The organism is Paenibacillus sp. FSL K6-1096 (assembly GCF_037977055.1).
GTDB lineage: Bacteria > Bacillota > Bacilli > Paenibacillales > Paenibacillaceae > Paenibacillus_AQ.
Genome location: NZ_CP150274.1, coordinates 3,741,126 through 3,759,145, shown reverse-complemented (window position 1 = coordinate 3,759,145; position 18,020 = coordinate 3,741,126). Strand labels below are relative to the sequence as shown.

The following is an 18,020-nucleotide window of genomic DNA, read 5'->3' as shown; positions in this document are numbered from 1 at the left end:
CTATCCTTCATTGAACTTGTTTCGCAACAAAACTCGCTTCGGAAGCATACGCTTAAGTTTTGTGTAGCTGCACAGCTAGTTTATTGCCTGTCAGTATACTGTACATCGGGTGGCTTTGAAAAGCCCGTAACCTCTATTATCCAAAAAAAGAGCCTGCGCTATCCCTGCGGAAGCGGATAGGCAGACTCTTGTGAACTGCTGGTTCCCAGCAATTTATACTTCAAAGTTGTAAAGCGGAGTGCTCAGGTAGCGTTCGCCGTTACTTGGGATAATGACGACAATCTTCTTGCCTGCACCCAGCTCCTTGGCTACCTTGAGGGCTGCAAATACAGCTGCGCCGGAAGAAATACCGGACAATACGCCTGCTTCCTTCGCTACACGGCGGGCCGTCTCAAAAGCTTCATCATTCTCTACATGAATGATTTCGTCGTAGATATCCTGATTCAGAATCTCAGGGACAAAGTTGGCGCCGATCCCCTGAATCTTGTGCGGACCCGGCTTGCCGCCGGCCAGAATCGGCGAAGCTGCCGGTTCAACCGCATAGATCTTCACATTAGGGTATTGCTTCTTCAGCACTTCACCTGCACCGCTGATGGTTCCGCCTGTACCTACACCTGCGATGAAGGCATCCAGCGGACCGCCGATGGATTCAATGGCTTCCACGATCTCCGGCCCGGTGGTCTCACGGTGAATCTTCACGTTCGCTTTGTTCTTGAACTGATCAGCCAGGAAATAATCCGGGTTCTCGCTCAGAATCTGCTCTGCCTTCTTGACCGCACCATTCATTCCCTCAGATCCAGGAGTCAGTACCAGCTCAGCGCCATACGCGCGCAGCAGGTTACGGCGCTCAAGGCTCATCGTTTCAGGCATAACAATAATGGCCTTGTAGCCCTTGGCTGCGGCAACAAGCGCCAAACCGATCCCGGTATTGCCGCTGGTCGCTTCAATAATGGTGCCGCCCGGCTTCAACAGGCCTTCCTTCTCAGCCTCTTCTACGATACTGATGGCGATACGGTCCTTCACGCTGGAGCCCGGGTTCTGATATTCCAGCTTCAGATAGATCTCTGCAGAGCCTTCCGGTACAATCCGGCCCAGGCGAACGAGCGGAGTACCTCCGATCAGTTCTGTTACACTATTGACGACTTTAGCCATGAATAAAACCTCCTTGGAATGATAAATGAATTATATACTATTAAAATTAATTATTTCCGACTAAATCAGTAGGTATTGTATTTAAATTCATATTATCAATCTTGCAGGCTGTTGTCAATATATATCGCTGTATCATATTTAGCCCGCAAATCGCGCTCCACCTGCTGCAAAGGGGCGGCCTGCTCCAGCTTAAGCTGCTGGCGGACCATCCTGCGCAGCTCCTCCTGATCCGGCTGCTCCGGAACGATCAGCTTCTCCAGCCGGATGACGGCATACCCGTCTGCGGTCTGCAGCGGACCGGCGATATCGCCGGCCTCAAGGCCCGCGGCTGTCTTCAACATATCCTCCGGCCAGAACGGGTCCTGCTCCTCCACCATCCCGATATTGCCGCCATGCTGGCGGCTCTCCTCATCGGTAGAGACCTCAGCGGCCAGCCCGGCGAAGTCCTCGCCCTGCTCCAGACGGTCCATCACCTCGCCAGCCTCACTGTAAGTCTCTGTTGTGATGATCGAGAGCTGCATCTGCTTCTTCGGCATGAGGCTCTCCGCATTCTGCTCCAGATAATCATCCACTTCCGCTTCGCTGATGGTAATACCAGCCGTGGCTACCGCCTGCAGAGTCAGCCGGTAGGCGGTCTCCTCGCGCAGCTCCTCGCGGCTCAGCCCAAGCTCAGACTCCATCTGGCTGTAATACTGCTCCTCGGAGCCATACCCGGACATTCCGCGCTTAAGCTCCCGCTCGATCTCTTCGTCCGTCACCTTAATGCCCAGTGCTCCCGCTTCCTTGCCCACTACAATATGGTTAAGCATACTCAGCAGCACCTCATCGCCATGCTTGCGCTTCAGCTCCCGGGTCCAATCCTGGTCCGTGACCGGCTGTCCTCCGGCGGCAGCGATATCCGAGGCTTCGCCTTCCGCCGTCTCCCCCTTAAGCAGCGCCATGGCCCGCAGACTCCAGAATAACAGGCCGCCCAGCATGAGGGTCGCGACGGCGAGTAATATGACCGCATTGCGCAGCACCCGTTCCTGTCTTGTCATCATCGCACAGCCCTACGATTTCGCTTGGTCGAGGATTACCTGCAGTTCATCCTTGTTGAAGACATACTTCTCATTGCAGTAATGGCACACGACCTCCGCCTGCTGATCTTCTTCAATCAGCTGCTGAAGCTCATGCTTGCCCAGGCTTATCAAGGTCTGTTCAATGCGCTCGCGCGAGCATTGGCACTGGAACCGGATCTCAAGCTCATCCAGGACGACCGCATCCGGCAGGAGCAGCTTCAGCATCTCCTCAGGCTCCAGCCCCTGGTCCAGCAGTGTCGTCACAGAAGGCATAGCTCCAACCGCCCGCTCAATTTCCGTGATCTCCTCATCGCTCAGGCCGGGCAAGAGCTGGATAATGAAGCCTCCGGCCACTCTTACCGAGTTGTCTGTCTCCACCAGCACACCTAATCCAACCGCTGCCGGAGTCTGCTCCGATATGGCAAAATAATAGGTGAAATCCTCGCCTAACTCTCCCGAGATGATCGGCACACTCCCCCGGTAAGGCTCCTTCAGCCCGAGATCCTTGCTGACATCAATGAAGCCTTCCGTCCCTACAGCACCTGCAACATCCAGCTTGCCCTGGGCATTGCTGGGCAGATGCACATGCGGATTCTGTACATATCCGCGAACTTCCCCCAGGGCATTGGATTCAGCCAGAATCTGCCCCAGCGGACCGTTCCCTTTGACCATAACCGCCAGCTTCTCCTGCCCTTTGAGCATCGCTCCCATTATAGCTGCTGCCGTAGCGGTGCGTCCGAGCGCAGCAGTAGCTGTCGGATACGTATCGTGCCTGCGCCGCAATTCGTCCACAAGCTCTGTCGTGCGGACAGCGAACGCTCTAACCCTGCCGTTCATGGCTGTTCCGCGGATCAGCCGATCCTTCTTTTCCATTGGGTGCATACTCCTCCTATCAGTTGTGGCCTGTATAAGGTCATCTTTATGATTATTTGTTGCGGTTGTAAATAATGCGCAAACCTTCCAGGGTCAGCATTGGATTCACTTCATCAATGCATTCCGTCTCGCTGGCAATCAGGGAGGCAAGCCCTCCGGTAGCAATTACCTTCAGGACCGGCGCATTCATCTCCTGCTTAATGCGTCTTACGATGCCCTCGACCTGGCCGGCATAACCAAAAATAATTCCGGCCTGCATCGCGTGCACTGTATTGCGGCCAATCACCTTCTTCGGCTTCTCCAGCTCGATCCGCGGCAGCTTGGAGGCCCGCTGGTATAAGGCCTCTGTAGAAATGCCCAGCCCCGGTACAATCGCGCCGCCGAGATAGTTAGCCCCGGCATCGATACAGTCGAAGGTGGTGGCTGTTCCGAAATCAACGACGACCAGCGGACATTTATATTGTTCAATCGCTGCCACAGCGTTCACAATCCGGTCCGCGCCGACTTCACGCGGGTTCTCGTAACGCAGATTAAGCCCGGTCTTGATACCGGGTCCTACCAGCAGCGGGTCTTTGCCGATATATTTGACACACATCTCTACAATGACCTGAACCAGCGGGGGAACTACGGAGGAGATGATGACCCCCTCCACATCCTTGAAGTAGAGGCCCGACATGCTGAACAAATTATGGATCAGCACCCCGTATTCATCCACGGTCGATTGGCGGGCTGTGCTCAGCCGGAAATGGTGCAGCAGCTCGCGCTCCCGGTAGACTCCGAGCACAATGTTCGTATTGCCAATGTCTACGACAAGTATCATCAGAGGGCACCCTCCTTCTTGCCGTTCAAGTCCAGGCTGATATCCAGGCTGGCGAACGAATAGGTTAGCCGCCCGACAGAGATCACATCAACGCCCGATTCAGCAATCCCGTGGATGGTGTCCAGAGAGACATTACCGGAGGCTTCAATGGTGACATGCTTCGCCTTGGTGCGGATTCTTGTAACGGCTTCCGCCATCAGCTCAGGGGACATGTTATCCAGCATAATAATATCCGCCCCGGCAGCAAGTGCTTCCTCCACCTGCTCCAGGCTCTCTGTCTCCACTTCAATGGTCATGGTGTGCGGGATGTTGGCCCGCGCACGCCCTACCGCCTGGCGGATGCCTCCGGCTCCCTTGATATGATTATCCTTAATCATGACGGCATCATACAGGCCGTAGCGGTGATTCGCTCCGCCGCCGATGCGCACTGCATACTTCTCCAGCATCCGGTGCCCCGGAGTGGTCTTGCGGGTATCGACCAGCCTTACAGGCAGACCTTGAAGCGCCTCCACAAAGGTTGCGGTTCTTGAAGCCACGCCGGACAACCGCTGCATCAGATTGAGCGCAAGCCGTTCACCGGTAAGAATGGAGTGAGTACTGCCCTCCACCTCGGCGATGATTGTGCCCGCAGATACCTTCTGGCCTTCCTGCACCAGGGCTGTAAAAACCAGCGCCGGGTCTACCACGTCAAAGACCAGCTCAGCGACCGGGATTCCGCAGATCACCCCGTCCTCTTTGGCATGGATAATCCCTTTGGATTCATGGCCCTGAGGGATGGTGGTACGGGTGGTTATATCGCCTGAACCAACATCCTCCTGCAGCCAGCTTTTGATAGACTGAAGCAGTTCTTCATTATAGCCGTTAAACATCATCACTTAATTCCTCCACTATTCCCAGCTCGCGGATCTGGAGCAGATGCTTCTGCCACTGCGAGTCACTGCGCTGCGGATAATCCTCACGGTAATGCGCACCGCGGCTCTCCTCCCGCGCCAGGGCTGATTCGGTAATCAATAGACAGCAGGTCAGCATATTGGCGAATTCGTATTCTTCCCGGCGGGTCAGTACCGCATTAAAAATCGGCAGCTGACGCTTAAGCTCGTCCAGGCCTTTGCTCAGCATCTCCCGGTTCCGCCGCAGTCCGGCATACCGCACCATCACCTTCTGCAGCTTGAGACGCCGCTCCACAATTGGCTGTGTCGGGGATTCATGCCGGCCCTTATTGTAGGACACCGCTATGTTGTCCCTGGCCAGCGGCGGCAGCTGACGGATGCGGTCAACGATCCGGCGGCCAAACACAATGGCCTCTGACAGCGAGTTGCTGGCCAGCCGGTTCGCCCCCTGCACTCCGGTAGAGGAGACCTCCCCGCAGGCAAACAGGCGGGCTACGGTGCTCTCCCCGTTCAGATCCGTCTTGACGCCCCCCATCATATAATGCGCAGCAGGAGCGACGGGAATCCAGTCGGTGGTAATATCCAGTCCATAGCTCATGCAGGTTGCATATATGGTCGGGAACCGGTGTTTCACCATCTCCGCTGATTCATGGGTAATATCCAGATACACGAAGGTCGATTTGGTCAGCTCCATCTCACTGACGATTGCCCGGGCCACGATATCGCGCGGCGCCAGCTCCATCAGCTCATGGTAGCGTTCCATGAACCGCTCCCCGTTAATATTGCGCAGCACAGCGCCTTCACCCCGTACCGCCTCAGAGATGAGGAAGCGCGGAGCCCCAGGGTAACTCAGGGCGGTCGGATGGAACTGGATGAATTCCATATCCCGCACATGGGCACCGGCGCGGTAGGCAATGGCCACTCCATCCCCTGTAGCCACTTCAGGATTGGTTGTGTAACGGTACAGCTGCCCGGCACCGCCGGTGCAGAGGACCGTGGCATCCGCCTGCAGGAACAGCCGGCTGCCGCCCGGGCGCTGAATCAGTGCTCCCAGGCATTCGCCGTCCTCTGTGATCAGATCAATCACATAATGGTCATCCCAGATCTCAATATTCTCATGCCGGGCCGCCTGATCAGCCAATGCGCGGACAATCTCATAGCCTGTAGCATCCCCGTTGGCATGAAGAATCCGGCGGCGGCTATGGGCCCCCTCCTGGGTCAAGGCCAGCTCCCCGTTCTCCTTATCGAAGATCGCACCAAGCCGGATCAGTTCACGGACCCCTTCCGGGCCTTCGTTAACCAGAACATCAACAGCCGAAGAGGAGTTCAGCCCGGCACCGGCCAGCAGGGTATCCTGCCGGTGATACATAGGCGAATCCTCTTCGGAGATGACGGCGGCAATGCCGCCCTGGGCATACCGTGTGTTACTCTCCAGCACGGCTTTCTTCGTAATCATAATGACCTTCCGGTCCTCACTCGCCTTGATTGCTGTGAACAATCCGGCAATGCCTGAACCGATCACAAGGCAGTCTGTCTTGACGACAGAAAGGCCCTCCAGCTCGAAATCAACCAAATATTGTGGAATCATGACCGCTTTCACCTGTTTCAACGAAAGAGTAGCGCATGTTACCGGACTTGTAACATGCGCTCTAGGGATGTTCTGGCTCTGTCGGCAACGGCGGGCGGTACATAAATCTGCGGCTTCATCGTCTCCAGGCATTTGACCAGCTTCTTCAGATTGTTAACCTTCATATTCGGGCATACCAGGAACTTGGTGGCAAAGTGGAATTCCTTGTCAGGACTGTCCATGCGCAGCTGGTATCCGGTACCATCTTCAGTACCCACAATAAATTGCCGGCGGTCCGACTTCCGGCAGTATTCGATAATGGAGGTGGTGCTGCCTACATAATCCCCCATAGCTACCACTTCGGGACGGCATTCCGGGTGAACGACAAATTCCGCTTCCGGATATTTGGCTCTCATCTCCATGACATCCTTCACAGTAAGCATATCATGCGTATTGCAGTAGCCCTCCCAGATAATCAGCTTCTTGCCGGTCTGATCCTGGACATACTGGCCGAGATTCTTATCCGGCACCCAGATAATTTCTTCAGCATCCAGCGATTCAATCACCTTAACGGCATTGGCTGAGGTACAGCAGATATCGGTCTCCGCTTTGATCTCTGCCGAGGAATTAATATAGGTGACTACCTTGGCATTCGGGTGCTGTGCCTTCAGCTTGCGGAGGCCGTCCACGTTGACCATGTCAGCCATCGGGCAGCCGGCGCGTTCATCGGGAATCAGAACCGTCTTATTGGGTGCAAGAATCTTGGCGCTCTCCCCCATGAAATGGACCCCGCAGAACACGATGACATCCGCATCGGTCTCGGCTGCCTTCTGGGCCAGCAGGAACGAGTCCCCCCGGAAATCCGCCACTTCCTGAATTTCATCCCGCTGATAATAATGAGCCAGAATTATTGCATTCCGTTCTTTCTTGAGCTGTTCGAGGCGCACACGAAGTTCACGATTCTGTTCCTGCTTGCGCTCAAGCGCCAGAGCTTCCACGGTCATTCTCCCCCTTATGTCTTCATGGCTTGCCGCCAGTGCAATCTGCTGCATAATACTATTTAATATTTATTCATTAATGTACACAAGGTTCTACCCCCTGTCAATGTAACCGGGCCTCCGATCGAGAGATGAATTGCCCCTGTTTATACCAAAAAATCCGGAGAACCTGTGGTTCTCCGGACTTCATCATCAATCCTCAGCTTCAGAAGCCTTAAGTCAGGCTCCCGCCGCCTTTATTATCGTCACCCGATCCGTTGCCCTCTTCAGGGTCCGGCTTATTCGGAAGCTCCTTGGACAGGTCCAGCGGCGATTCTTCGCCTGTTTTGCCCTGAATCCGGACGCGGACATCGCCGATTGAATCGATCACCGGCTCGCCTGCTTCATGAGTCACAGCCCCGTTATCCTCCGGCTTGCCGTCCTCGGTCAGATAGCCTTGCTCAATCAGTTCCTTGATCTGATCCAGCTCCAGCGTCTCCTTCTCCAGCAGGGTGTTCGCAATCAGATGCATTTCCTTGGAATGCTTGGTCAGCAGCTCTTTGCATCGCTCATAGCAGCTGCGGATGAAGTTCTGCATTTCCTGGTCGATCTCATAGGCAATGGAATCACTGTAGTTCTGCTCATGCCCGATATCGCGGCCCAGGAAGACCTGGCCCTGGGTTGCACCGAACTGCAACGGTCCGAGCTTGTCACTCATTCCGTATTCCATAATCATGCTGCGGACAATACGTGTGGCCTGCTGGAAGTCACTGTAAGCACCGGTACCAACCTCGCCGATGAACATTTCTTCCGCTACCCGGCCGCCCAGGAGTCCGGTTACCTTATCCAACAGCTCCTGCTTGGTCACCAGCATCCGGTCTTCCTTCGGAAGCATAATTACATATCCGCCGGCGCGGCCGCGCGGAATAATCGTAACCTTATGCACCATGTCAGCGTGCTCCAGGAAGTAACCGACAACGGTATGGCCCGCTTCGTGATAGGCCACAATCCGCTTCTCGCGGTCGCTGATGATCCGGCTGCGCTTCTCTGTACCGACAATAACGCGGTCGATCGCTTCATCCACTTCACGCATCGTAATATCCTTGCGGTTACGGCGCGCGGCAAGCAATGCAGCTTCGTTCAGCAGGTTCTCCAGATCCGCACCGGTGAAGCCGGTTGTCCGCTTGGCAATGACGTCAAGCTTAACATCCTTGGTCAGCGGCTTATTGCGGGAGTGAACCTTCAGTACAGCTTCACGGCCCTTCACATCCGGACGGTCAACCGTAATCTGACGGTCGAAACGGCCCGGACGGAGCAAGGCCGGATCGAGAATGTCGGCGCGGTTGGTAGCCGCTACGATGATAATACCTTCGTTGCCGCCGAAGCCGTCCATTTCAACGAGCAACTGGTTAAGGGTCTGTTCGCGTTCGTCATGCCCGCCGCCGAGTCCGGCGCCGCGCTGGCGCCCCACCGCATCAATCTCATCAATGAAGATGATACAAGGCGCATTCTTCTTCGCATTCTCGAACAGGTCGCGGACACGGGATGCACCGACACCGACGAACATTTCTACGAAGTCAGAACCGGAGATGCTGAAGAAAGGTACCCCGGCTTCGCCTGCTACCGCACGGGCGAGCAAGGTTTTACCTGTTCCCGGAGGGCCCACAAGGAGTACCCCTTTGGGGATACGTGCACCGACAGCTGCGAATTTACGCGGGTCTTTGAGGAATTCAACAACCTCAACCAGCTCTTGCTTCTCTTCGTCTGCTCCGGCTACGTCCTCGAAGCTGATCTTCTTCTTCTCTTCATTATATAACCGGGCCTTGCTCTTGCCGAAGTTCATGACCTTGCCGCCGCCGCCCTGTGCATTATTGAACAGGAAGAAGAACAGGATGAACATGATCACCAGCGGAATAATGGAGGATAAGAAGGTCAGCCAGATGCTGTCCCCTTCCATCTTCTTCTGGGTCAGTTCAACGCCATTCGCATCACTGGCAGCTACAAGTTCATTAAGAGCCTGGTCTGTAGGAGGGATATATGTGGAGAAATTCTTCGATTTCGTTTCTGGGGGCTGCTCTCTGTATTCGCCCTTCACCAGGAAGGCATTCCCCTCGAACTGAACCGTCATGCTCTTCACATTATTGTCCTTAATCTCCTGCCGAAACTTATCATAACTAGGGAAATCGGCGGATTCATTTCCATTGCTGACAAACTGGACGATGCCCACCACAACTAAAAATAAAATCAAATAAAAACCAGAATTCCGGATGAACCGATTCATCCCCTACCTCCTCTCACAACGCTCAAGTTATTGTACCATAGCCTGACCGGACTCCTCAAATTGTCAGGAAATCCAGAAAAGTGATCCGTGGATCTTAGGCTGTCGATTCGTTTAACTGGTATAAATCTCAGGCTTCAGTACACCGACATAAGGGAGGTTCCGGTACAGCTCGGCATAGTCCAGTCCATAACCCACCAGGAAGGCGTCGGGAATCACAAAGCCCGTGTATTCGGCTTCGAGATTGACGGCACGGCCTGACGGCTTGTCGAACAGGGTGACTACTTTGACAGAGGCTGCGTTACGGCCCTGCAGCATGTCAATCAGATAGCTGAGTGTAAGACCGCTGTCGATAATATCCTCGACAATCAGAACATCGCGGCCTTCTACCGATGTGTCCAGGTCCTTGATGATTTTGACTACGCCGGATGATTTGGTTGTCCCGCCGTAGCTGGATACCGCCATGAAGTCCATTTCAACAGGTACTGTAATCACTTTAACCAGATCCGCCATAAAAATAAACGCACCTTTGAGTACACAGATCACTAAAGGTGTGCGGCCTGCATATTCCTTACTCAGCTGGGCGCCAAGCTCCCTGATTCTTTGTTGGATTTCTTCTTCGCTGATCAAGATTTCCTGAATGTCATTCTGCAACTTGCGAACCTCCTAAGATATACTATGAAAGACTTACTTCGGCCATTACGTCTCTTCGCCCTGTTCCATATCCTCCAGGGTCAGAAGCAGAACTGTATCCGTGTGCCGCTTAACCAGAGCATGATTCGAGCGTCTTACACCCGGAATCCAGATAATGTTGCCGAGACCATCACAAACGAGGGGAATGGCAGAGCGTTCGGAAGAAGGTATTTTATCATCAATGTAAATATCTTTTACCTTTTTGCTTCCGTTTAATCCCATAACCCTTATGGTATCTCCAGGCAACCGGGAACGAATGGTGAGCGGCAGGACAAGCTCGCCTCCGTCAAACCAGGCTGACCGCTTCCCGGGACCCTCCTCCTGTACGGTGAAACCTTCTCTCTCCAGGACCCTCATCTCCATAACTTTTCCGATCTCCGCAAGGTTCATACGGGGATGGGCCAAAGACAGGGGATATGTATAGCTTACCTGCTGAATCAAAGGCTTGGACGAGAACACAAGACTGTCATATTGCCGCATGCAGACATAACCGCCACCCAGATCGAGTGTCCATACGGTAGGGTATTCCTGCAGCGCTCTCCGGCGGACAGCTTCTACCTTAGAGAAGTCCATGGATAATTCCGCCGACAGATAATTTAATATTAGTTTAATCAAACGCCGTTGTAAAGCAGAGGGTACGCCCGCAAAAGCTGCTCTCTCTAAGGTGTATTTTCCATGCTCGGCCAAAACAAGCTCATCCAAGCATTTTGCCGCATTCGCCTCCATATATTCATCCTCCGCACCGGCAATTTCAGCCAGCTGCAGAAGCGATTGTCTCACCCGCGGGTTATGCTGCTCCAGCAGGGGCAGCACCTCAAGCCTGATGGCATTGCGCTGATAGATCGCCAGCTGATTGCTGGCATCCTCCGCGTAAGCAAAGCCCTCACTCTGGCATAAGCCGACAAGAGCCGTTTTGTTAATACGCAGCAGGGGGCGGATGAGTTCCACCTTTTTCTCGGTCCGTTTCCAGCGCATTCCGGCAAGCCCCGACAGCCCGCTTCCGCGCAGCAGCCGCATCAGCACCGTCTCCGCCTGATCATCTGCATGGTGGGCGAGAGCCACGGCTCTTGCCTTGTACCGGTGTGCGGTGTCAATCAGGAATTCGTAGCGCTTCTCCCGCGCTGTTCCTTCGGGGCCAAGCCCGCTCTCCTTCATCACCGCAGGAATATCGAACTCCGCCAGCTCATACGGGAGGGACAATTCCTCCGCCAGGCCCCGCACCAGCTCGGCCTCCGCTGCCGATTCGGCTCTGAAGCCGTGATTGACATGGGCACAGACCAGATGAAGCGGCATCCGGGTGCGGGAGATTTCATGCAGGATACGCAAAAGAGCCACAGAATCCGGCCCCCCGGAAACTGCGACTACAATGGTGTCATGGGGCTGCCACAGCGCGTGTTCAGCCGCGGCCTCCAATACGTATTCCACCAGTTCTTTCATCTGCTCCATCAGCGGCTTCCTTTCCAGCAGTCCTTGCTTCTCCGGCTCAGGCAGCCGGGGATTTGAAGATTATGTACAATTCTCAGAAACGGAATACCCAGTACAGGGTAAAAGCCAGCAGGCCAAGTGACAGCGCAAACGCGTTCTTCAGCCAGCGCGGGGTGGCGACAGTCTCCTTGCCGGCCTTGCGCCCCCTGTAGATGTGGCTTCTCCAGATCTCCGCTGCTTGCGCGGAGCCCGGGAATCCGCCTTGAAGCGCCAGGCACAGCCAGGAGGACAGCTTCCGGTCGGGCAGCTCCCTGGCCAGCTTCAGCAGATCCTGGGTGCTTCTGGTCTGCGGCAGCTGCCGGGCGGCCGACTTCAGGCCCTCTTCATTCAGCAGGCGCAGGCACAGGATGGCGAACGCAAACAGATCATAGCCCTCATCCCCGGTCCGGCTGCCGGCGTTCCAGAAGCCGCGGTCATGCCACTCGGTGAACTGCTTCACGCTGCGGCCGATGGGGCTGGCCCCGCCGTAGTCAATCAGCTCCGCTTCGCCGTAGGCAGAGACCATGACATTCTCAGGCTTCAGGTCGCCGAAGACGAACCCGCATTCATGCAAGGTGTTCAGCTTCTCCAGAATCGTCATGCCCACCAGCCCCAGCCAGGACGCCCCGTTCCTGGAGAGGAAATGATGCAGCGGCTTGCCTTCCACATAACGCATCACATAGAAGGGAATCTGGTCCCTGTCCTTGAAGTCATCCGATTCCAGAAGATAGGAGGACAGCGGCGACTCCCGGCGGGCCCGGTGCTCACTGCGCTTGCGGCAGGATTGCAGGGAGGTCAGCACGTTAATCTCGGACTGCAGCTCCAGCGTATCGTATCCGATCTTCAGCGCATACCGCTCCCGCCGGCCTTGCCGCTGCACCAGATATACGGTTCCGTTAGCCCCTTTCCCCAGCACCCGCTCCACGACATAACGGTTCCCCCGCCATTTGCCGGTAATCACAGTGCCTGCCGGATAGGGTGGATTAGACGACATACCCACCAATCATCCCTTCTCTTGCCCTGTCCTCTCCGCCCGGAGGATCATCATGATATTCATCCAGTTTATCACAACGGTAATGTTCCAGCACCTTGAATATCGCCGGTCCGGTCGGCGTAGCCCCCCGCATCTTCAATCTGGAGAAGAGCGAGCGGATCTCGGACACATCCCGTGTCCAGTCAACATCAAGCATGGCATCCTCACTGCTGGACCGTCCGGGAAAATGAAACACGGCGATCTCGCTGCGCCCTTCACGCGCCTCCAGACTGAGCGCCAGATCGCGGATCGCATCCAGCACGGCCCCGAGCTTCGGTTTCATGCTGGCACTTGCATCAATTAACAGCGCGATGCGCAGCGGCGACGTCTCCGTCAGCTCATCGACCACCGTAACCATCTGGGAGCGCTGCTGCGGAGGCAGCTCCGCCAGCGTGCCCTCGCCGAGAATTTTTTGTACCTCTATATTCACCGCCTGCTGAATGGTCTGAACCACCGTCTTGCGGGTCATCATCTGAATCGTCTGGGCGAGCTGGGGGGTGCCCACAATCCGGCTGATCCCGCCGCCCGCCTTGGCAATGTCGGCAATCTCCCGGCTGCCCAGTTCACCGATTGTCCCGTAATCCACGACCCCGACAACATTGACTGTAATTCCCTCCTGCCGGGCATGGGCCGCTGCCAGCACCGGACTCTCCCCCACGTTTGAACAACCGTCCGTAATGAGCAGAATTTGCTTCATGACCGTTCCTCCCTTTGCCTGGTATCTAGTTACTAGCATATCCAAGATAGAGAGATTTCAAACGCGGCTATTCCGTTTCAAGGCCCATAATCCTGCCTAAAATGCAACATTCCTCTCATAGATCCGTCCCGAAATCGAAATTGTTGCACAAAAGGCAGGAATCCTCCTCCCTTAAGTAAATTAGTGTAATAAATCTTGCAATTATTGCAGCAATCCAGCTCCACGCCCAGGTATCTTCCGCACCAAGTTGCATTTTGTGCAACACTTCCATTTAGAGATTTCCAGACAAGATCTAACCTAATAGCTCACCTAACTAACCGTACGCGGACGCTCCATCCGGCCCACGCCGGGCATATGCAGGCTGGACCACTCGGGGTGGTAGTGATCGACACGGCTCACCACGATGGTCATATCATCATGAATCTCATTGCCCTGATAGCGGATCACCTTCTCCAGCAGGCTGTCAGCGATATCCTGCGGGTCATCGCCCTCCAGCTCCTGGATCAGGCGCTTCATCCATATCTCTTTATTAACGGCATATCCGGGCGCATCGTAAATACCATCGGTCATCATAATGAGAATATCCCCGGGGCGCAGCTGCATCGTGACCAGATCGACCTCAATATCCTTGATGATGCCGATCGGCAGATTGCTGGCCGTCACCGGGATCACCTCGCTGCCCCGGCGGATAAAGCTCGGCGCAGAGGCGATCTTCATGAAGATCGTCTGTGCGGAATACTGGTCGATCAGCGCCATATCTACCGTGGCATAGAATTCATCCGGAGAACGCAGCAGCAGAATCGAATTGACGGACTTGACCGCCAGCTTCTCATCCATCCCCGATTGCAGCAGCTTCTCCAGCATCGATAATGCCGCGCTGCTCTCCATGCGGGCCCGCTCCCCGTTGCCCATGCCATCGCTGATGGAGACGGCGAAGGTGCCATTGCCCAGCTCCACTGTGCTGAAGCTGTCGCCGGATAGCACATCGCCACCCTTGGCTGCGCCGGCCACACCAGTACTGATCTCATAGGCCTTGGCCGAGCCGAAGGTTACCATCGACAAGCCCTCGCGGGGATGAACCGCCGTCTCACTGACCACCGCGATATTCTCCTCCAGAATATCGGAGAGCAGCGGGGCGATCATTTTGCGGCATTCATCGAAGCCGCGGGTGTAGGCATGGACCACTTCAATCTCCACCCGTCCGGGATCGAGGCTCAGAATCTCAATGCTGTGGATCGACAAGCCCAGCTGCTCCAGTGCCTCCCGGATCTGGCTCTCCTGGCGGTACATCGCCTGACCTTCCCGCTTAATTTCCCTCGCCAGGTCCTCCATCACCTGGGAGACGCCGGAGAGCTGCTCAGCCACAAATTGGCGGCTGTCGTATATTTGCCGCTTCCAGCGCATATCATGCTGGTATAGCTCATATTGGCCTTTCATCACGTCAAGCACCTCGCCCGTCCGTCCACAGATCCGGCTCCATTCCGGCGGCAGCTGCGCTGCGGTAATGTCCGGGCATTCCTCCACCGTTGTCATCATATCGGTCATATACCGGTAGGTCTGATAGAACCGGGTGTCCCAGCAGTGGCTGCGCCGGATGCAGCTTGCGCAGGCCCCCTCGGTTACCGTATTCATGAAGTCCTCCATCTCCTTGTCGCTTTTGCCTGCTTCCCCGGCGCGGGGGATCTGGCCGAAGCTGCTGGAGAGCTGCTGGAACACCTGTGAGAACTGGGTGACCCGGTCTGCGGTAATATCTCTTACCCTTCGGGCATATTCATGTTGGGAGCGGCTGTGATCTGCGGTGCCCGGTACATATTTGGCTATGGCACTGATCATGCTCTTCGGAGTCAGAAGAAATAACACGACCGCCGCGCAGGTCTCCCAGGTTGAGCTCATCACATCACCCGGTCCCATGAAATAGACGGACAGAATGGTTGAGCCGAGCAGCATACCGATGGAGACGGCTCCTTTGCGTCCGGATTGCATCATGCCTGCCAGCATACCGGAGAACGCCAGCAGGCTCATCTGGTAGATGGCCCCGATATCGGCAAGACTGAGAATCAGCCCGGTTACCACACCGACAGCCGCCCCAAGCGGCGCTCCACCGGCCAGAGCAAACAGCAATATAAGGAACCGGGACAAGACATGCTCCAGGGACAGCCCGTTAATGGACCAGCCGACAAGACCGGTCATGACCGAGGCCAGAAGAATAATCAGGCAGAGGACCTCCTCATTGCGGAGCGCCCTGCTTTTCTGCTTATAGGTGAATAAAGGAAGCGCCTGCAAAAATACAAGGGTCAGCACGAACCCGAGCACGGCATCAATCGTCGCCATCATTAGCGGATACCAGCTGAGGGAAGGCCCGATGACTACCTGGAACAGTCCCACCATAAAGGATGCCACGAATACCATAATAGGCGCATAAGACAGCTCCACCCGCTGGAAGCTCTCCAGCCCCTTGTAGATCAGATAGAAAATGACCAGCTCCGCAGCAATAACAGCCGCCCCGGGAAACGGGGTGAACAGACTTCCGAGCAGAATAGCTGCACCTACCGGCAGCATGGAGTCCCGGCGCATAAATACAATGACGGCGAAATAAGCAGCAGCAAACGGTGTCAGCTCGTCCAATATCATGGCCCGGCCCAGCAGGAACCCCATCAGGCTCAGCAGCAGCGTCCACTTCTTGACCGTGATGAACTGGACAGCCGGCAGCTTCGTGCCCCACGCCTTCAGACGTGCACCCAAGGCTTCTTTCTGACTCTTGTCTTTGCTACCTGCAGCTCTTGTCCATTCCGGCAAATTCACCACATTGCTTTTACTCATTCCCCAGCACCACCCGTATAAGAATTTATGAATCCCATTATATAGCGGGGGTCTTTAGGAAGTTTGTCAGAAACAGAGAGCCATCTGTAAAAAATTTCCGACAAAAAAGCCTGTCCCGACATTTACCGGAAAAAGTGCCCCGATCCCTTACGGGGTACAAGTTCAGCTCCCCCCGGGCCGGGTAACGCTGCCGGTTTGCCGCGCCAGGGGTGCGGGTATTCGTCAGCGATTGCCCCGGAGTTATGTGAGAATGGGATGGATGCTGTCGGCAATTTTCCGGGTAGCGACAAAAATAGCCGGAAGCCGGAGCGCCCGGGCATAGAACAGGGGCGGGGTGAGCGCTCCATTCTGCGTCACGAGTAAATTGTAGTCGGTTTTTCACTTACATTTGGTCCATGCGCACCCACACCGCCGAATGTGTTCGGTTTTTCGCATACATTTGGTTCACACGCACCCACGCCGCCGATTGTATTCGGTTTTTCGCATACATTTGGTCCATGCGCCTCCCACACCGCCGATTGTGTTCGGTTTTTCGCATACATTTGGTCCATGCGCCTCCACACCGCCGATTGTATTCGGTTTTTCACATACATTTGGTTCACGCGTCTCTACGCCGCCGATTGTGTTCGGTTTTTGTTATACATTCGGCCCGCGCGCTCAAACACAAAAAAACCGCGAAGGGCATAAGCCCCAGCGGCTGTTTATGTGCAAAACTCAGGTTATACGCGCTTGGCTCCACGGCCGCCGCGCTTTCCTTCTGTGTTCTTCTTGATCGAAGACATCCGTTCTTCGCTGTCTTTCAGGAAGCGTGACATTTTATCCTCGAATGAAGGCTTACCGGCAGCAGGCTTGAATGGACGCCCACCCCGTTCACGATTGAATCCACCGCCGCCTCCGCCGCTGCCACCACCGCCGAAACGGTCTCCACCGCTTGGACGTTCAGGTCTTGGAGCTCTGGGGGGACGTACTTCCGATGCCGGCTTATCAACGGCTTGCTTGATGGAAAGTCCGATTTTGCCGTCTTTGTCAACATTGATCACCTTGACGGTTACGACATCCGCAATCTTCAAATGATCGTTAACATCCTTGACGTAATTATCGGCGATCTCCGAGATGTGAACGAGACCTGTGACACCTCCTGACAGATCCACAAATGCTCCGAAATGCGTGATGCCTGTCACCTTGCCCTCTAACTTGGTGCCCACTTCAATTGCCATAGAATAAAATGATCCTCCCTTAAAAATATACAGACGAATATATTGTCTATCCTGTCTGCGGTGATTTGATTATACAGGAAAGAACAAAGCAAGGCAACAGAGCAGAAGCCCCTTTTCGCCTGCTTTTATTGCCCGGATGGCTCTGTACGGATAGGTGATTCACCTGCAGGATACATATTGTACCATTTACGCGCTAATTGTCCGACATACTCATCGTTGTTCAGGCGCTGGACTTCATATTTGAGCTGATTCAGCGAGGCGGTCACACTGTCGTTCGCCTCTTGCTTACGGGCGAGCTGTGCGCTCTTGTCGGCAATCGCTGCGCTCTGGGCAAAGAAGGTGAAGCCGGCCCAGCCGAAGAATACGGCCATAACAAAAATCCAAATAAACCTTCTTCTCTTCGCGCCTGCGGCCGAAGCATTCTGGTTACTCTTCTTCTCTTCCGCAGCGAATCTGTTCATTCAGCAACCCTCCAATTCCC

General features: G+C 55.0%; 15 protein-coding genes. All 15 read right to left on the bottom strand.

Annotated elements, in window-relative coordinates; translation table 11 throughout:
* Positions 1 to 213: 213 nt before the first annotated feature.
* The 15 genes from cysK to MHI24_RS16685 all read right to left on the bottom strand — a co-directional run bounded on the left by cysK (position 214) and on the right by MHI24_RS16685 (position 18,000).
* The gene (cysK, locus tag MHI24_RS16755) at positions 214 to 1,152 is read right to left on the bottom strand and encodes a cysteine synthase A (protein WP_340020686.1); all 939 of its coding nucleotides are present in this window, start codon (positions 1,150 to 1,152) and stop codon (positions 214 to 216) included.
* A gap of 95 nt (positions 1,153 to 1,247) precedes the next feature.
* Positions 1,248 to 2,192, bottom strand: coding sequence for a peptidylprolyl isomerase (locus MHI24_RS16750; RefSeq protein WP_340020685.1), 945 nt, complete (start codon positions 2,190 to 2,192; stop codon positions 1,248 to 1,250).
* A gap of 9 nt (positions 2,193 to 2,201) precedes the next feature.
* Positions 2,202 to 3,083: an Hsp33 family molecular chaperone HslO gene (hslO, locus tag MHI24_RS16745; RefSeq protein WP_340020684.1), complete on the bottom strand. Its 882-nt coding sequence runs from the start codon at positions 3,081 to 3,083 to the stop codon at positions 2,202 to 2,204.
* A gap of 52 nt (positions 3,084 to 3,135) precedes the next feature.
* On the bottom strand, positions 3,136 to 3,903 hold the full coding sequence (locus MHI24_RS16740; RefSeq protein ID WP_340020683.1) for a type III pantothenate kinase: 768 nt from the start codon (positions 3,901 to 3,903) through the stop codon (positions 3,136 to 3,138).
* On the bottom strand, positions 3,903 to 4,775 hold the full coding sequence (nadC, locus tag MHI24_RS16735) for a carboxylating nicotinate-nucleotide diphosphorylase (RefSeq protein WP_340026708.1): 873 nt from the start codon (positions 4,773 to 4,775) through the stop codon (positions 3,903 to 3,905). Before nadC ends, MHI24_RS16740 begins: the two co-directional genes overlap by 1 nt.
* Positions 4,765 to 6,381 (bottom strand): L-aspartate oxidase, encoded by a 1,617-nt coding sequence (gene nadB, locus MHI24_RS16730; RefSeq protein ID WP_340020682.1) that lies wholly within the window; start codon positions 6,379 to 6,381, stop codon positions 4,765 to 4,767. Before nadB ends, nadC begins: the two co-directional genes overlap by 11 nt.
* 38 nt (positions 6,382 to 6,419) lie before the next feature.
* Positions 6,420 to 7,358: a quinolinate synthase NadA gene (nadA, locus tag MHI24_RS16725; protein WP_340026707.1), complete on the bottom strand. Its 939-nt coding sequence runs from the start codon at positions 7,356 to 7,358 to the stop codon at positions 6,420 to 6,422.
* 214 nt (positions 7,359 to 7,572) lie between these two features.
* Positions 7,573 to 9,618, bottom strand: a complete 2,046-nt coding sequence (ftsH, locus tag MHI24_RS16720) for an ATP-dependent zinc metalloprotease FtsH (RefSeq protein ID WP_340020681.1) — start codon at positions 9,616 to 9,618, stop codon at positions 7,573 to 7,575.
* Between the two features lie 111 nt (positions 9,619 to 9,729).
* Positions 9,730 to 10,269, bottom strand: coding sequence for a hypoxanthine phosphoribosyltransferase (gene hpt / locus MHI24_RS16715; protein ID WP_238655749.1), 540 nt, complete (start codon positions 10,267 to 10,269; stop codon positions 9,730 to 9,732).
* Between the two features lie 45 nt (positions 10,270 to 10,314).
* Positions 10,315 to 11,754 (bottom strand): tRNA lysidine(34) synthetase TilS, encoded by a 1,440-nt coding sequence (tilS, locus tag MHI24_RS16710; RefSeq protein ID WP_340020680.1) that lies wholly within the window; start codon positions 11,752 to 11,754, stop codon positions 10,315 to 10,317.
* A 73-nt stretch (positions 11,755 to 11,827) separates the two neighbouring features.
* A complete protein-coding gene (locus MHI24_RS16705) occupies positions 11,828 to 12,772 on the bottom strand; it encodes a serine/threonine protein kinase (protein ID WP_340020679.1) in 945 nt (314 codons plus the stop codon).
* Positions 12,756 to 13,502 carry a VWA domain-containing protein gene (locus MHI24_RS16700; RefSeq protein ID WP_340020678.1) on the bottom strand — a complete coding sequence of 249 codons (747 nt, stop codon included), beginning with the start codon at positions 13,500 to 13,502 and terminating at the stop codon, positions 12,756 to 12,758. Before MHI24_RS16700 ends, MHI24_RS16705 begins: the two co-directional genes overlap by 17 nt.
* 309 nt (positions 13,503 to 13,811) lie before the next feature.
* Entirely contained in the window at positions 13,812 to 16,322 is a 2,511-nt protein-coding gene (gene spoIIE, locus MHI24_RS16695; RefSeq protein WP_340020677.1) for a stage II sporulation protein E, read from the bottom strand.
* Positions 16,323 to 17,041: 719 nt separating this feature from the next.
* The gene (locus MHI24_RS16690; protein WP_238655754.1) at positions 17,042 to 17,539 is read right to left on the bottom strand and encodes a S1 domain-containing RNA-binding protein; all 498 of its coding nucleotides are present in this window, start codon (positions 17,537 to 17,539) and stop codon (positions 17,042 to 17,044) included.
* 125 nt (positions 17,540 to 17,664) lie between these two features.
* Positions 17,665 to 18,000, bottom strand: coding sequence for a septum formation initiator family protein (locus MHI24_RS16685; protein ID WP_340020676.1), 336 nt, complete (start codon positions 17,998 to 18,000; stop codon positions 17,665 to 17,667).
* Positions 18,001 to 18,020 lie beyond the last annotated feature (20 nt).

Excerpts from the sequence above, each read along its gene's own strand:
- cysK (WP_340020686.1), bottom strand. The coding sequence starts at position 1,152 with ATGGCTAAAGTCGTCAATAGTGTAACAGAACTGATCGGAGGTACTCCG.
- MHI24_RS16750 (WP_340020685.1), bottom strand. The coding sequence starts at position 2,192 with ATGATGACAAGACAGGAACGGGTGCTGCGCAATGCGGTCATATTACTC.
- hslO (WP_340020684.1), bottom strand. The coding sequence starts at position 3,083 with ATGGAAAAGAAGGATCGGCTGATCCGCGGAACAGCCATGAACGGCAGG.
- MHI24_RS16740 (WP_340020683.1), bottom strand. The coding sequence starts at position 3,903 with ATGATACTTGTCGTAGACATTGGCAATACGAACATTGTGCTCGGAGTC.
- nadC (WP_340026708.1), bottom strand. The coding sequence starts at position 4,775 with ATGATGTTTAACGGCTATAATGAAGAACTGCTTCAGTCTATCAAAAGC.
- nadB (WP_340020682.1), bottom strand. The coding sequence starts at position 6,381 with ATGATTCCACAATATTTGGTTGATTTCGAGCTGGAGGGCCTTTCTGTC.
- ftsH (WP_340020681.1), bottom strand. The coding sequence starts at position 9,618 with ATGAATCGGTTCATCCGGAATTCTGGTTTTTATTTGATTTTATTTTTA.
- tilS (WP_340020680.1), bottom strand. The coding sequence starts at position 11,754 with ATGGAGCAGATGAAAGAACTGGTGGAATACGTATTGGAGGCCGCGGCT.
- MHI24_RS16700 (WP_340020678.1), bottom strand. The coding sequence starts at position 13,502 with ATGAAGCAAATTCTGCTCATTACGGACGGTTGTTCAAACGTGGGGGAG.
- spoIIE (WP_340020677.1), bottom strand. The coding sequence starts at position 16,322 with ATGAGTAAAAGCAATGTGGTGAATTTGCCGGAATGGACAAGAGCTGCA.
- MHI24_RS16690 (WP_238655754.1), bottom strand. The coding sequence starts at position 17,539 with ATGGCAATTGAAGTGGGCACCAAGTTAGAGGGCAAGGTGACAGGCATC.
- MHI24_RS16685 (WP_340020676.1), bottom strand. The coding sequence starts at position 18,000 with ATGAACAGATTCGCTGCGGAAGAGAAGAAGAGTAACCAGAATGCTTCG.